14 protein-coding genes are annotated in these 14,927 nt (G+C 46.0%); 5 read left to right on the top strand and 9 right to left on the bottom strand.

The features are described 5' to 3' along the window. The first annotated feature begins 1 nt into the window (after nucleotide 1). Genes HNP76_RS05225 through HNP76_RS05215 form a run of 3 tightly spaced genes read left to right on the top strand, consistent with a single transcriptional unit; the run spans nucleotide 2 to nucleotide 3,142 of the window. Nucleotides 2–2,326 carry an N-acetylmuramoyl-L-alanine amidase gene (locus HNP76_RS05225; RefSeq protein ID WP_184658202.1) on the top strand — a complete coding sequence of 775 codons (2,325 nt, stop codon included), beginning with the start codon at nucleotides 2–4 and terminating at the stop codon, nucleotides 2,324–2,326. A 31-nt stretch (nucleotides 2,327–2,357) separates the two neighbouring features. Next, on the top strand, nucleotides 2,358–2,768 hold the full coding sequence (locus HNP76_RS05220) for a (deoxy)nucleoside triphosphate pyrophosphohydrolase (protein WP_184658200.1): 411 nt from the start codon (nucleotides 2,358–2,360) through the stop codon (nucleotides 2,766–2,768). Then, nucleotides 2,768–3,142: a hypothetical protein gene (locus HNP76_RS05215; RefSeq protein ID WP_184658198.1), complete on the top strand. Its 375-nt coding sequence runs from the start codon at nucleotides 2,768–2,770 to the stop codon at nucleotides 3,140–3,142. Before HNP76_RS05220 ends, HNP76_RS05215 begins: the two co-directional genes overlap by 1 nt. Here HNP76_RS05215 and hisS read toward each other — a convergent pair. Continuing rightward, entirely contained in the window at nucleotides 3,134–4,435 is a 1,302-nt protein-coding gene (hisS, locus tag HNP76_RS05210; protein ID WP_184658196.1) for a histidine--tRNA ligase, read from the bottom strand. The genes HNP76_RS05215 and hisS overlap by 9 nt on opposite strands. 17 nt (nucleotides 4,436–4,452) lie before the next feature. Beyond that, complete coding sequence (locus HNP76_RS05205) at nucleotides 4,453–5,820, bottom strand: putative bifunctional diguanylate cyclase/phosphodiesterase (protein ID WP_184658194.1); 1,368 nt, start codon at nucleotides 5,818–5,820, stop codon at nucleotides 4,453–4,455. Nucleotides 5,821–6,021: 201 nt separating this feature from the next. On the opposite strand from HNP76_RS05205, the gene flgF reads away from it, so the two are divergent. Beyond that, nucleotides 6,022–6,816 carry a flagellar basal-body rod protein FlgF gene (gene flgF, locus HNP76_RS05200; protein ID WP_184658192.1) on the top strand — a complete coding sequence of 265 codons (795 nt, stop codon included), beginning with the start codon at nucleotides 6,022–6,024 and terminating at the stop codon, nucleotides 6,814–6,816. Here flgF and HNP76_RS05195 read toward each other — a convergent pair. The 7 genes from HNP76_RS05195 to HNP76_RS05165 all read right to left on the bottom strand — a co-directional run bounded on the left by HNP76_RS05195 (nucleotide 6,813) and on the right by HNP76_RS05165 (nucleotide 13,786). Further along, on the bottom strand, nucleotides 6,813–7,739 hold the full coding sequence (locus HNP76_RS05195) for an ATP-binding protein (RefSeq protein WP_184658190.1): 927 nt from the start codon (nucleotides 7,737–7,739) through the stop codon (nucleotides 6,813–6,815). The genes flgF and HNP76_RS05195 overlap by 4 nt on opposite strands. 40 nt (nucleotides 7,740–7,779) lie before the next feature. Beyond that, the gene (locus HNP76_RS05190) at nucleotides 7,780–8,748 is read right to left on the bottom strand and encodes an RluA family pseudouridine synthase (protein ID WP_184658188.1); all 969 of its coding nucleotides are present in this window, start codon (nucleotides 8,746–8,748) and stop codon (nucleotides 7,780–7,782) included. 4 nt (nucleotides 8,749–8,752) lie between these two features. Next, nucleotides 8,753–9,463, bottom strand: a complete 711-nt coding sequence (locus HNP76_RS05185; RefSeq protein WP_184658186.1) for an ABC transporter ATP-binding protein — start codon at nucleotides 9,461–9,463, stop codon at nucleotides 8,753–8,755. 9 nt (nucleotides 9,464–9,472) lie between these two features. Further along, nucleotides 9,473–10,309, bottom strand: a complete 837-nt coding sequence (locus HNP76_RS05180) for an ABC transporter ATP-binding protein (RefSeq protein ID WP_184658184.1) — start codon at nucleotides 10,307–10,309, stop codon at nucleotides 9,473–9,475. Beyond that, nucleotides 10,309–11,415 carry a branched-chain amino acid ABC transporter permease gene (locus HNP76_RS05175; protein WP_184658182.1) on the bottom strand — a complete coding sequence of 369 codons (1,107 nt, stop codon included), beginning with the start codon at nucleotides 11,413–11,415 and terminating at the stop codon, nucleotides 10,309–10,311. The genes HNP76_RS05180 and HNP76_RS05175 overlap by 1 nt, the downstream gene beginning before the upstream one ends. A 15-nt stretch (nucleotides 11,416–11,430) precedes the next feature. After that, on the bottom strand, nucleotides 11,431–12,315 hold the full coding sequence (locus tag HNP76_RS05170; protein ID WP_184658180.1) for a branched-chain amino acid ABC transporter permease: 885 nt from the start codon (nucleotides 12,313–12,315) through the stop codon (nucleotides 11,431–11,433). Between the two features lie 298 nt (nucleotides 12,316–12,613). Continuing rightward, entirely contained in the window at nucleotides 12,614–13,786 is a 1,173-nt protein-coding gene (locus tag HNP76_RS05165; RefSeq protein ID WP_184658177.1) for an ABC transporter substrate-binding protein, read from the bottom strand. Between the two features lie 109 nt (nucleotides 13,787–13,895). Between HNP76_RS05165 and HNP76_RS05160 the strand changes: the two genes are divergently transcribed. Continuing rightward, the gene (locus tag HNP76_RS05160) at nucleotides 13,896–14,921 is read left to right on the top strand and encodes a glycoside hydrolase family 5 protein (protein WP_184658175.1); all 1,026 of its coding nucleotides are present in this window, start codon (nucleotides 13,896–13,898) and stop codon (nucleotides 14,919–14,921) included. Nucleotides 14,922–14,927: the final 6 nt, after the last annotated feature.

Below are 14,927 nucleotides of genomic sequence, written 5' to 3'. Positions count from 1 at the left end.
CGTGAAGATAAATAAAAGTTTTCCTGCTGCTTTCAATTTCCGCTCTGCGATTTTCACGCTTTTCTGTGCCATTGCGGGCCTTTTTTGCTCAGCGCCCCTCTGGTCTTCTTCCTCAGAATCTGATTCTTCTGTCGTTCGTCTTGCAAGCGATGTCTCTCCAGAGATGCTCAATTCTTCTTTCTGGATTTCCCGGTCAAAAAAGCCATTTAAAGTCAAAATGAGCCGGGAGGAAATCGCAAGATGGAACCGGGAAAATCAAAAAATCAGTCTTTCAGCAAACTGCTTCTATATTTCAAGTGACTTACGGAAATTCGATTCCCTTATATCAGCTGAAGAGCTTAGGAGTGAAATCTTACGTTACAAGGGCAGGGTAAAATGGTTCAAAAAAATCGTTACGAAAAACGTCGAGAGCCAGCGTGAGTTAGGTCTTAAGGACTGGCATGAAATCTACGACGCCATGAATTATTCCCAGCTGGGCTCTTTCTCTTATTTCTCAGGCGGAAGCTTAAATCCTGAAGAATACGAAAATGACTTTCCCGTTCGAAAGGCGGTCTGCATAAAGCGGACTGACATGCGTCTGGTTCCTGACTCAACCTTTTACACTGATGATTCAAATTACTGGTACGATGACATTGCCCAGAATTCCGGTATTTTAATGAACGAGCCGGTTCTTGTCTTGTGGGAAAGCAAGGGAAGCGACTGGCTTTTCGTAAAATCTTCTTTTTGTACGGGCTGGGTCAGGGCTTGTGACCTTGCTTTCTGCTCAGACGAGGAATTTGAGCGCTATTTTGACTATGCCGAAAAATCTCCCCAGTCTTTTGTGACTATTACCGAAGAACGCTTCACCCTGCCTGCTGATTATACTCTTGCCTGCCCGGACGAGGATTTTACAGGTTTCCCGGAACTTTTTATGGGAACCTTCCTTTTTATAGCAGATCAAAATCAGCCGGGATTTGACGCAGCCTTTTCGGAAAGGGAGCCTCATTCAAGTTTCCTTGTTGAAATTCCCTACCGAAAAAAAAACGGCTCTCTGGCCTTTGCTTATGCTTCAATTCCTTCTGGAAAGTGCAGTCTTGGCCTTCTTGATTATACTGTCGCCAATGTCCTCAATCTGGCATTTAAGTCTCTAGGACTTCGCTACGGATGGGGCGGAATGGCGGATTCAAGGGACTGCTCGGAATACCTCAAGGATATTTTCCGCTGTTTCGGTTTTAATTTTGCCCGCAACAGCCGATCTCAACTTGCCATGGCCGGAAAATCTGTCAACTTTGAAAAAAAATCCCTGTCGTCAAAAAAATCAGCCCTTTCGTCTCTTGAACCCGGCACCCTCATGGGCTTTCCGGGGCATGTCTTCATGTATTTGGGAAAGGTTAACGGGAAAAATTATGTAATCAGCGCGCTGGGTGCATATTATAGAGAAAATGAGCAGAAAACTGATGCCAAGGACAGGCTTTCTAAAATCAATGCCAATTCTGTCAGCATAAACACAATTGATGAAGTGCGTAAAAACGGCAGGACCTGGCTTGAAATGCTGACTCAGGCAAAGACTTTCACTGACGACGGCTCATGGGAAGAAGAAAGAATTACCCTCAATCCCAAATGGAAATTCGCTTCCTTTTCAAAAATCAATTCAGGTCACTCAATTCTTTATCGGGCCTCTTACAATCGAAAGAATATCGTTGTCGCGGTAAATGCAGGACATGGAACTAAAGGCGGTGCCTTTCAAAAAACTTTCTCCCATCCCGATAAATCCCCAAAAGTGACGGGCGGAACAAATGCGGCGGGGGCGGTCGAATCGATTGCTGTAAGTGACGGAATGTCCTTCAACGACGGAAAGACCGAGGCCCAGGTGACTTTAAGGACGGCCCGGCTTCTAAAAAGCATTCTTTTAAAAGATGGCTACGATGTGCTCATGATCCGCGATTCTGAGGACACCCAGCTTGATAACATTGCCCGCACGGTAATTGCTAACAACAATGCAAAAATCCATGTGGCAATTCACTTTGACAAGGACAATAAAGAAGAGGACAAGGGATCCTTTTTCTGCTCTGTTCCCGACGGAATCAAATATCTTCCGAACGTAAAAAAACACTGGCAGAAAAGCGACCAGCTTGGAGACTGTCTGATTGAGGCCATCAGGGATAAGGAATTGCCTGTTTACGAGGATGGCAGGATGGACATTGACCTTACCCAGACTTCATTCAGCACGATTCCAACGGTGGACATAGAAATTGGAAATCAATTTACCGTCACAAGCCGGGCGGAACTCAAAAAAAGAGCCCAGGCCCTGGCCCAAGGAATTGAAAACTTCTTGAAGTCTATGTAAGATTGTAGAGATATATTACGGAGAATTTTTTATGGCAAAGACATCAATCGCCTGCATTGCTTTTGACGGCGAAAAAATATTAATTGCTCACAGAAATCCCACAGGTCAGATGGGCGACCGCTGGGAATTCCCTGGCGGAAAGGTTGAGGATGGCGAGAGTGACCAGACTGCAATCGTGCGCGAGTTCGAGGAAGAATTCGGCGTAAAGGTCAGCGTGGGCGAAAAAATCACCGAAACTTTTTTTATGCACAACGGTAAGCAGATTGCCCTTCATGCCTACGAAATCAAAGTTCCCCACGACGGAATTGCTCAAAAGTACGTCCTCACCGAGCACACAGAATACAAATGGGCTTTCCCTGCAGAAATCCCCACATTAAATTTCGTTGATTCTGACATGCTGATTTATCCTGATGTCATGAAATGGGTCGCAGGCAAAAAATAATGAAAAAACGTTTTTTTGAAGCTCTTTTTGCTTTTCTTTTAATTTCCTTTCTTGCAACGGCCATGTCATGCAAAAAAAACAACGGCCAGCTTCAAATGCAGGAGCTTTCTCCCCAGGATTTGTCGCCGCGTATTGAATGGGCACTTATTTCTGATCCCTATGTCGCCTGCCATGAAGAAGCAAGCTATGACTCAGCTGTAATCGCTTCCTTCCGCAAGGGGGAAATTTACGAAATCAAGGGTAACTGCACGATTATTGTTGATGAAGCAAAGGAAAAATGGTATGCGATAGAAGAGGGCTGGATCCCTTCCTCAGCCGTTAAAGTGTTCTCAAACAAATTAAAGGCTGAGAAAGCAAGGGATAGCCTACGCTAAAATCTTTGCGGCAGCTTCTTCTACAGAAATTTCTGCGAACTGCTCGCGGGTTTCAAGATTCTTGAGGGTTACGGCCTGTTTTTCGGCCTCGTTTGAGCCAATCAGAATTCCCCATTTGATTTTTTTTGCGTCTGTGACAGCATACTGCGCTTTCATCGACTTGGCTTCCGGGAAGACTTCGACTTTTACGCCTTTTTCACGCAGCTGGGCTGCAACTTTCTGGTAGTAGACGACAAGATTTTTGTCCATGCAGAAAATTTCAGCGTCGAGGTAGCTGCCCCTGCTTTCGAGCTTGCCGAGCTGCTCAAGACCTGCGATAAGACGGTCAAGGCCGATTGAAGCTCCAACGCCAGGCAGTTTTGTCTTTGTGTAAAGGCCTGCAAGGTTGTCGTAGCGGCCGCCAGAGCAGACAGAACCGATTGACGGAAGCTCGTTGAGGAAAGTTTCGTAAACGACTCCTGTGTAATAGTCGAGGCCACGCGTAATGCTTGGATCGAGAACGTAAGTTGCCTGAATTCCGGCTGCCTTCATCATTTCGTAGATTTCTGCCATGCGGTCTGAATCTTCGTTTGCACCGCCGCTCATTTCTGTAATCATTTTGAGTGTAGATTCAAAGTCACCGGCGCCAGCGATATATTTGAGAATCTCAGAGGCTTTTTCTTCGCTGCCAGTGTATTCAACCAGCTCTTTTTTGACTTCTTCCTGACCGACTTTTGCAAGTTTGTCTACTGAGCGCAGAATATCCTCGCTCTTTTCGGCGATTCCGAGTTTTGCAAGGAAACGGTTGAAAATACCGCGGTGGTTTACATGAATGGTGACGTCTTTGACTCCGATTTCTGCCAGAGCAGTGCGCATGATGTTGAGGATCTCAAAATCGCTTGCAGCTGAGTCTGAGCCTACTGTGTCGATGTCGCACTGAACGAATTCACGGTAGCGGCCTGCCTGTGGCTTTTCTCCGCGCCATACTTTTGCAATGTGGTATCGCTTGAAAGGGAAGTAAAGCTCTGATTCGTGCTCGGCTGTAAAGCGGGCGAAAGGAACTGTGAGGTCGAAGCGGAGGGCTACGTCGCGCTTGCCGTTATCCAAAAAGCGGAAAACCTGTTTTTCTGTTTCGCCGTTTGATTTTCGAAGCAAAATCTCTGAATATTCGAGTACCGGCGTATCAATCGGAACGAAGCCGAAAGAACGGTAAACGCCAGTGATTTTTTCCATTAAATTTGTGCGGACAATTTCTGCCTGCGGTAAAATGTCTCTAAATCCTTTGAGGACTCTTGGTTGAATAAGTTCTGCCATAATGAGGATATTATATATTAAAGTGAGTTCTTCAACAATCTCTCAAAATCTTCTGCGCACATTGGCTTGGCATAGAAAAATCCCTGGGCAATGTCACAGCCCATTTCACGAAGCTGCTTGGCCTGGCTTTCTTCTTCTACACCTTCGGCAACAGTGGTCATGTCGAGTTTTTTTGCCATGTCGATTACGGAATTTACGATGATATTGTCTTTGTGAACGTCCCTGTCGTCGTTGCTGCCGTTGTGAGTGGTATTTGCAAAAAATTCCTTGTCCAGCTTGATGACGTTTGCCGGAATGTCCTTGAGAAGGGCAAGTGAAGAGAATCCTGAACCAAAGTCGTCAACAGAAATGTCGAATCCGGCCTTTTTGATTTCGTTCATGGCCTTAAGGAGCCGTTTTTTGTTGTCCATCATGAGGCTTTCTGTAAGCTCAAGCTCAATTTTTGAAGGCTCAATCTGGTATTTTGAGGCGATTTGTGAATACTGCTTTGCGAATTCAGGATTGTAAAGCTGGTAGCGCGAAAGGTTGCAGGAAATTGTGAGAGGCTTGGGGCATTTGCCGTCCTTGCCAGACTTGTTCCATTTGTCGAGGAACTGACATACCTGCTCGAAAATCTTGATGTCAACTTTTGAAATGAAGCCGTTGCGCTCGAAAAGTGGGACGAAATATCCCGGCTCCAAAAGGCCCTTCTGGTGGTGCTTCCAACGGACAAGGGCTTCCGCACCGATAACCTTGCTGTCACCAAAATTGAATTTTGGCTGATAATAGGCGATGAATTCGTTTGCCTCGAAAGCCCGGTTCATGTCGAAGAGAATTTCCTTTTCGTGCTCGCTGTTGAGGCTCATTTCCTCGTTGTAGAAGCTGATTCGTGAAGGATTAGGGCTGTACTTGCCTGCCATACGGGCTGTATTGGCCTTGTGAATCATGATTTCAATGTCTTCGTGGGGATTTGAGACTGCGTAAACACCTGTGCTGAACTCAAGCGTGTAGTGAAGGGGCAGGAGATTGCCCATTTTTGAAACCACACCAATCATGTTGAGGATGTAATCTTCGATAATGGGGCCGAAACTCGTGTGAATCATCATTACGAAATTGTCTGAATAGCGGCGGGTAAGGATTGAGTCGTTTGGAGCTGTTTTTTTGAAGTGGGCGCCCAGTACGGTGAGGACTGAGTTTGCTGTTTCGCGGCCCAGGGAATCCGTAAGGTATTGGAATTTGTTGATGTCCAGACAGACAAAGGCGTATTCATCAGGCTTGGCTGTGGCTAGAATCTTTCTGGCTTCGCTCTTGAACTTTTCGATTGTATAGAGCCCGGTAAGCTCGTCGTAGTTAAATCTGGCTTTTGTGAATCTTACTATGAATAGTGCAGAGATGAGAGTCACCACACAGAAAATAAGACATACACAGCTGAGCAGCAAATTCATTGAGAGCAGATCCACATTGACCTTCCTGAAAACTTAATTTTTTATTTAATTAAATTGTACATTATAATCTTAGAAAAAACAAATTCTAAATATCTTTTTTTTGATTCCGATAATTTTAGTATAAGAAAAAGTGAAATTCGTTTTAAGTTTTGAGAGGTAAATATGATTCGTGGTTGGTATATCGGTTCAAGCGGAATGAACGCACAGCAGAACAGACTCGACACTATCGCTAACAACTTGGCTAATGTCGATACGGCAGGATTCAAACGTGACGTCAGCGTGTCAAAGTCATTCCCGGAGCTTCTTTTGAGGCGGACTGAGGCTGACGGCGTTTACAAGCATCCTTTCGGTTCAGCAGACGCGGCACCAATCATCGGAAAACTTGGCCTCGGCGTTGAGACAAACGAAAATTTCACGGAATTTGAGCAGGGCTCTTTCCGCGGCACAAACACAAGCACTGACATGGCACTTGCAGGCGAGGGCTTCTTTGCCGTTGAGACTCCTGCAGGCGAGCGATACACCAGAAACGGAAACTTCATCCTTGGAAAAGAAGGAATCTTGCTCACGAAAGATGGCTATCCTCTTTTGGGCGAAAACGGTGAAATCCGCGTGCCGGACGACAAATTCATTGTAAACGAAGACGGAATCATCACCACAAAAGACAACGAAGTCATTGACCGAATCAAAATCGTACGCTTTGAAAACGAAAGATACCTCAAAAAGATGGGAAACTCCCTCTGGAACTCAAACAATATCTCTGGCGAAGCCTATATCGCAGAAGGAATGGAGCGGCCAAAAATGCTTCAGGGCTACATGGAGACCAGCAACGTAAACGTAGTAAACGAAATGGTCAAAATGATTGAAGTCAACCGCGCCTACGAAGCAAGCCAGAAGACAATTCAGAGTGAAGACAGCATGATGAGCACTCTCTGGAATAAAGTCGCTCTCAGCCGCTAGGCAGTCTTAGGTAAAATCAGTTTGTCGACTACAATATAAACATCCTCGATGCGAAGCTTAAGTTTCTTCTCAATCATTGAGATTACGAAGGACTTAAGCTGTTCGCTTATTTGGGTCAGCTCACGGCCAAGAGGAACGTCTACCGTCATTACGAATGTGTAGCCGGATTTTTCGTTTTTGACTGTAAGTTTTTTGATTCTTACATGTTCGTTGAATTCCCCGATAAAGCTCATGGTCATTTGTGCCAGGACTGCGTGAGAAATTTCCTTGCGTTCCTGCTGTGAGAAGGCCGGGCGGACCAGGGATTTTTCGAAAAGCTTGGTGTTTTGTGACGGAGAAGATTCTGCCTTGCCGAGGAATTTGCCCAGAAGACTTGCAAAAAATTTGTTCTTTGCCGTAGAAACCCTGATTGAGTCATAGAAAATCTTTGAGTAAGACTGATTTTTGACCTCGTAGGCCCGGACTGGAATGACGTGCTTACCTTCAATCTGACGGCTGCGTTTTGCTTCTTCCATCTGCTCCGGTGTGGCGATTTCTTCGATTTTTATGTATTTTTCCGGAAGGGGCAGCTGGAGACGGACGGCGATTTTGTTGACCATCTTTTCGCTGGTTCCCAAAATAAGGATTTTTTTGATTCTGTTCTTTTGAATGGCGCGCGCTACTGAATCCCGGTGCCCCTTGTCATCAAAAAGGGCTGTGCGCACGGCTCCCATGTAGTTTTTTTCGAGTTTTGCGGACTTTCCGGCCAAAATATCATCGGCATGGATGAGAAGACCGTCATCGATAATGGTCTTAATTCCATACTGCTGGGCGACAAGCTTTGCCCTGAAACTTTTTCCTGTACCGCTTGGACCATAAAAAGCAAAGACCGTTGTGCCCCGTTTTTCAAGCCCGAAAAATTCTTTTAGTGATTCGAGATTCATTTTATTCCTGATAATATTTTAACGCGGGCTGATTCAATTTTCAATTAAAAGTAGGAAAAAATTCTGGCAGAGGCGACGTAATCTTTTCCGGCAGGGACAGGGGATTGTCTTTTGGAAAGTAAAGTTCTGAGGCATGAAGAAAAAAATCCTGTCCGAAGCGTTTTGAGTCAATTTTGACTGCTCCGTAAGCCGTGTCCCCCAAAAGAGGGAAGCCGTGATAGGCAGACTGGGAGCGGATCTGGTGGGTGCGGCCTGTCGTAATCAGAACGCGGACAATCGTAACTTCCTTGCCGCAAAAAATCCCCTGAGAAAGGGGCGTAACTTCCGTATGGGCAAATTTTCCCTCGCCGGAAGAATTAACCGAAACCGTATGAAAATTGCCGCTTCCAGCCTGTTCATTGCTGTTTTCCAGTTTTTCTATCTGATCTTCCCAAACCTGCTTTTCCATAAGCTTTCCCTGGAGGACTGCAAGATAGATTTTCTGAATTTCATGGCTCTTGATTTTCTCGCTGAACCATTTTGCCCCCTCAAGATTCTGGGAAAAGGCAATCAGACCTGTGGTTTTTCGGTCCAGGCGGTGGAGGGGGCCTGTCCTGAATGAGAGCGAGTCCTTTTTGTGGCTGATTTCGTAGTCTTTTTGGACGATTTCTGCCAGCGAATTTCCCCTTGATGAGGATGAGGGCTGAACCGGAATGTCGTAGGGCTTATTGAGGATTAAAATCGACTCGTTTTTGAAGATGATTATGTCTTTTGAAAGAGGAGAGGTTTTTTCTGCCCCCGGATTTTCATTCTTTGAAGCTGATGAGAGCAGAAAGTCTGCAATCTGAATGTCATCGCCTTCACTTATGCGGAAATTGCCGTCTGCTTTTTTACCGTTGACTTTGACAAGACCTTTGCGAAGAAGTTTATATATAGAAGAAAGATTTTCCTCGCTCAAAAATCTTCGCAAAATCCTGTCCAGCCTGCGGTCCGAGTCGTCTTTTCCTGCCGTGAAGTGCGTGAAATCCATGACCTTATTTTTTCTTTCCGAGATATGCCTCTCGTACTTCAGGATTTTCGAGAAGTTCCTTTCCGCTTCCCTGGAGTACGATTTCACCTGTCTCAAGAACGTATGCGATGTCGGCTGTTTTGAGAGCCATGTTTGCGTTCTGTTCAACGAGAAGGATTGTAACTCCCTTTTTATTGATTTCGCGGATAATCTCGAAAATGTGCTGTACGATGAGTGGGGCAAGACCAAGTGAAGGCTCGTCCAGCATCAAAATTTTCGGGCGGCTCATGAGGGCTCGTCCTACTGCAAGCATCTGCTGCTCACCGCCAGAAAGGGTTCCTGCAAACTGCCAGCTTCGCTCCTTGAGGCGCGGGAAAAGCTCGTAAATCCATTCGAGGTCTTTTTGAATTGTCTCTTTGTCCTTACGCAGATATGCACCAATCATGAGGTTTTCGAGAACTGTAAGGTCTGCAAAAACATGGCGGCCTTCTGGGGAAAGGGCGATTCCTTCCTCACAGATTTTATTAATGGGGCTCCAGATAAGCTCCTTGTTGTCCAGGCGGATAGAGCCTGACTGTGGCTTAACAAGCCCTGAGATTGAGCGGAGAAGGGTTGACTTTCCGGCTCCGTTTGCGCCAATCAGGGTGACGATTTTTCCGTCCGGAACTTCAAGATTTATGCCGCGCAGTGCCTTGATTCCGCCGTAAGAAACATGTAAATCACTAATTTTAAGCATAATTCCCCCTTATTCCTGCTCACCCAGATATGCTGAAATGACCTTTGGATTTTTCTGAATCTCTTCAGGAGTTCCCTGGGCAATCAGGGCACCGAAGTTCAGAACGTAAATGCGGTCAGAAATGTCCATAACCAGGTCCATGTGGTGCTCAATCATGAAGACCGTAAGGTGGAAGTCATCGCGGATTTTTCGGATGAAGTCCGTGAGTTCTGCAGTTTCCTGCGGGTTCATGCCGGCAGCAGGCTCGTCGAGCAGAAGAAGACTAGGATTTGTGGCAAGGGCGCGGGCAATTTCAAGCCGTCGCTGTAAGCCGTATGGAAGTGAAGTACAGAGCTCGTCGCGAACTTCGTAAAGTCCTAAGATTTTAAGGAGTTCTTCTGTTTCCTCACGCTGCTTTTTTTCTTCCTTGCGGTTGAGGCGGAATGTTGCCGTGAAGATGTTGCTTGTGCGCCTCATGTGCTTTGCAATCAGAACGTTTGTAAATACGGTCTGACTCTTCCACAATCGGATGTTCTGGAAAGTTCGGGCGATTCCAAGCTTTGTGATTACGTCCGGAGTCGGCTCGATGTGCTTTGTATATACTCCGCGGCTTGTTCCAGCGTAAAGCTTTTTCATTTTGCCGCGAGGATAGTTTTCTACGATGTGCTTGCCGTTAAAATAGACGGCTCCGTTTGTCGGTGCGTAAACACCTGTTACGACGTTGAATGCAGTTGTTTTTCCGGCACCGTTTGGCCCGATCAAAGAGACGATTTCGCCTTTGTTTACTTCAAGGGAAAGGTCGTTTACAGCCACGACACCGCCGAACTGCATCGTGACGTTTTTCATTTCAAGTACGTGCTCTGCCATTATTTTTCCCTCTTGAATTTAAGTTTCAGGTTGCTGAATGACTTTTTACAGCCTTTGAGTTTTTTGATGATTCCCGTCACAGAAAATTCGTGCTCGCCCATGATTCCCTTCTGATAGAAAAGAACGATAAGCATGATGACGATTGAGAATACGACTTTTCTAAAACCAGGACGGAGAATCTGAATCGGTGTAATGTTGAGGTTTGCGTTGTCGAGGAAGCGGAGCCACCATTCAGAACATGCGATGAAGAGGAATGAAGCGATGCAGCTGCCCGTTACGCTTCCGATACCGCCGATTACGACGATGAGAAGGATTTCGTAGGTCATTGCCGACTTGAACTGGCTTGCCTGAATCGTTGTCTGGAACATGGCAAGGAGGGCGCCTGAAATGCCTGCGAAGAAAGAGCTGATTGTGAATGAAAGCTGCTTGTGCTTTGCAAGGTTGATTCCCATTGCCTCTGCCGCAACTTCATCATCACGGATTGCCTTGAAAGCTCGTCCGTAAGTTGAGTTAATTAATAGAAGAATTAGCGCAATACAGATTCCAGAGACCGCAAAATAGAAGAGAGTTGAGCGGAATACCGGATATTTACGGAGAAGGTTTGAGCCGTTTGTGATTACGCCCAGCTTGTCCCACTGGAAGATTGCGCGGATGATTTCAGCAAAACCCAGAGTTGCGATTGCAAGATAGTCTGACTTCAAGTGCAAAACCGGAAGACCGATTAAGTATGCGAAGAATGCTGCTACAAGACCTGCAAGAATCAGGGCTGCGAAAACAGGGAGGGTGAAGTGAATTGCACCGCCGTTAAAATACTGGTAAACCTGTTCGCGTGCCGAAAGAGGAATCGTGAAGATTGCGTAAGTGTAGGCTCCCAAAAGCATGAAGCCAGCCTGACCGAGGCTGAAAAGACCTGTAAAGCCGTTGAGCAGGTTCATTGAGACTGCTACAAGGGCATAAATGGCACCTTTTTTGAGGACTGTGAAAAGAATGTTCGTTGGAGGAACAAGAGCCTCAAGAACAGCTACAAGAATAAAAAGAAAAGCCAGAAGGCTCCATCCGGCGAGCAGGAATTTTTTGTTTTTCAGAAAAGTAAGTTTGTTTTCCATCTTGAATACTCCGACTTAAACTTTATCCGTGACTTTTTCGCCGAAAATACCAGTCGGCATGAACATGAGGACACAAATCAAAAGGACGAAAGTAAAGGCATCGCTGAATGTCGTGAGGCCGACGCCCTTGATGATGTTTTCGCAGATACCGATTAGGAAGGCACCGATTACAGCCCCCGGAATGGAGCCGATGCCGCCGAAGACTGCCGCGACGAAAGCCTTTAGGCCCGGCATGCCGCCGACCGTCGGAGTAACGCCCGGATAGTTTGAGAAGAAGAGAATTGAGCCGACAGCCGCAAGGAAAGATCCGATGATGAAAGTCATGCTGATTACGGAGTCGATTTTGATTCCCATGAGCTGGGCTGTCTCGAAGTCCTTTGAAACTGCCCGCATTGCCATTCCGATTTTTGTGTGGTTAATAAGAAGAACGAGGGCAACGACAAGAAGAATCGTAAGGAAAGGCGTGATTACAGTTACGCGTTTTGTGACGGCTCCTGCGATTGTGATTGAATCAGAAATCCATGGAATTGTCGGATATTTTTTAAGAAGACCGCCTGTAAAGTAAAGGGCGAGGTTCTGCAAAAGATAGCTCATGCCGATTGCCGAAATCATGATAGACATTCGCGGAGCCGTGCGCAGAGGCTTGTAGGCGATGCGTTCAACGGCAAATCCCAGAAGAACCGTAAGGATGATTGTTAAGGGAATTGAAATCCAGAGCGGAACAAAGCTGTAGGCAGAAATCATGATAAGGCCTGCCGCCATAAAGACATCGCCGTGAGCAAAGTTGATAAGCCGGAGGATTCCGTAAACCATCGTGTAACCGATGGCAATGAGGGCATACTGACCGCCCGTAGAAATTCCCGCAAGAAGATAGGGGAGATTAGTCTGTAAAAGGTCCATTACTTTTTCCTTTAGATTTTAGAATATCCCTACCATTATAACGAAAATTAAATTTATGAAAAAGTAACTGAAAGGGGAAAAAGTAAAAAAAAGGAAAAAAGTAACTGAAGTGGAAAACTCAAGTTTAAGTAGCCGTACGATTCAAAAATATGCGGAGGCGGGGGAATAGTAAAAAAAAGCACGTTGATTCAAAAACAAGCGTAAGCAAGGTTCGCCACAAAAGTCACTTGAACTTGTTCACCGTGAGTTTTTGTGGCGGTTCTTGCTGGGAGCTTGTTTTTGATACAGCCTGTAAATTTTATTTTACGCTCTGCTGTGCTACGAAGTCCCATTTTCCGGTTTCGTTGTTGACTTTCTTAACGTATGCTACGTCGCGTACTGCGTCGCCAGTCTTGTCAAATGCGATTGCGCCAGAAACACCGTTATATTTAACGCCTGGGAGAGCCTTGATTACGTCAGCGCTCTTTGTGCTTCCTGCAGCTTTGAGTGCCTCAAGTGCTGTGTAGTAAGCGTCGAAGCCCATTGCCGAAACAGCTGCGATTTCGTCGTCGCCGCCGTTGTTTGTTTTTGCAGTTGCGTTTGTGTTGAGGTAGCCCCTGAATCCGTCTACGAATTCTGTAACTTTAGCGTCTGTAGAACCTTCAACGAAGAATGTTGTTACGTAAAGCTGAACGTTTGTTCCTTTTGCCTGTGCGAGGACAACGTTGGAATCCCATGTGTCGCCTGCGAGGATTGGGAATGTGAGTCCCTGTGTGTTAGCCTGCTCGATGATGAGGGCTGCTGCTTCGATTGAAACAGGGCTGAAGAATACGTCTGCACCGACTTTCTTTGCATTTGCAACGTAAGCTGCGAAGTCAGAAGTTCCGTCCGGGAATGTTTCCTCAACGATTTCTCCGCCGAGCTTTTTGAAAGCCTCAACGAAGTATTTTACGAGACCGCCTGAGTAGTCGTCGCCGAGTTTAGAAAGACAGTAAGCTTTTTTTGCAGCGAATTTGTCTGCGGCGAGGTTAGCAAGAACTGTTCCCTGGAATGGATCGAGGAAGCAGATTCGGAAGTAGTGGTCGTTGCCCAAAGTTACCTGTGGGTTTGTACATGTGATGCCGATTGCACCAACCTGAGCGGCTGCGAATGTATCGCTTGCTGCGATTGAAACGCCTGAACCGTATGAACCGAGAACTACTGAAACGCCTTTTGAAATGAGCTCAGAAGCAGCTGTTACAGCCTTGTCGTTTGAAGACTCGTTGTCAACGATTTCGAGCTGGACCTTGTATTCCTTTCCGCCGATTGTGACATTTGGAGTTACAGAATTTGCGTACTGAATACCCAGGGTCTCCTGTTTTCCGCCTGCACCGTTATCACCGGAAGCTGGCTCAAAAACACCGATTTTAACTACTGCAGCTTTTTCACCGCCGCATGAAACTAGAGCAAGGGCAAGCATGGCCCCGCACAAAGAAAGCAAAACTTTTTTCATTTGCAGTTCCTCTTTTAAGATAAAATTTTGTAAAATATACCAAAAAATCGGATATTATGGAAGTAAAATTTAAATTGCTTTTTAGAACTGGCCGTTGTACAATGGTTCTATGAAAAAATTGATTAAAACTTCGTTTTTTTTGTCGGCATTCATTGCCTTGCTTTCGCTTTCGTCTTGCTCTCGCGCAGATGCAAGAAAAATTTACAATGACTCAAAGACTCCTGTTGAGCGATTCGGTGCTTTGAGTGTTTCTGGAACACATCTTTGTGATGCTGCCGGAAATCCTGTCCAGCTCTGCGGATTGAGCTCTCACGGCCTTCACTGGTATGGAAAATATGCCAACTCAAACGTTCTCAAATGGCTCCGTGACGATTTTAACGCTGACCTCTGGCGTGCCGCAATGTATGTAAGCGGTAACGGCGGCTATGCACAGAACCGCGGCATGGCAAGCAAGGTTATCGAGTCAATCGAAGCTGCCAAGGAAACAGGCATGTACGTCATCGTTGACTGGCACGTTCTTCCTGAATGTGATCCTCTTTTGTACGTCAGACAGTCAGAAGAATTCTTCGAGATGATTGCCTCAACTTATGCAGACTGTCCTAACATTATCTACGAAATCTGTAATGAGCCTAACGGTGACAAGGTTACTTGGGAAGGAAACATCAAGCCTTACGCTGAGCGAATCATTCCTATCATCCGAAAGCACTGTGACAACGTAATTGTCGTAGGAACTCCATACTGGTCAAGCGATGTAATGAGTGCGGCTGAAAACCCGATTGAAGGTCAGAAGAACATCATGTACACCCTTCATTTCTACGCAGGAACTCATGGCCAGGACAGCCGTAACGCTGCAGAAAACGCAATCAAAAAGGGACTCCCGATTTTCGTAACTGAATGGGGAACAACTCAGGCTTCTGGTGACGGCGGCGTCTATGAAAAAGAGACTTTGGAATGGATGAAATTCCTTGCAAAGAACAAAATCTCTTGGGCAAACTGGTCGGTCAACAACAAGGGAGAAGATTCTGGCGTCCTCAAATACAACAAAGACCGTGATGCCAAAGGCGGCTGGGCCGAGAGCGATTTGCAGCCATCAGGCCTCCTTGTAAGAAAAATCCTCCGCGGTGAAGTCCGATAAAACTTG

This window comes from Treponema ruminis, assembly GCF_014201975.1.
Lineage (GTDB): Bacteria > Spirochaetota > Spirochaetia > Treponematales > Treponemataceae > Treponema_D > Treponema_D ruminis.
The sequence above is the reverse complement of the archived record's forward strand: the minus strand, read 5'-3'. Positions and strand labels throughout refer to the sequence as shown.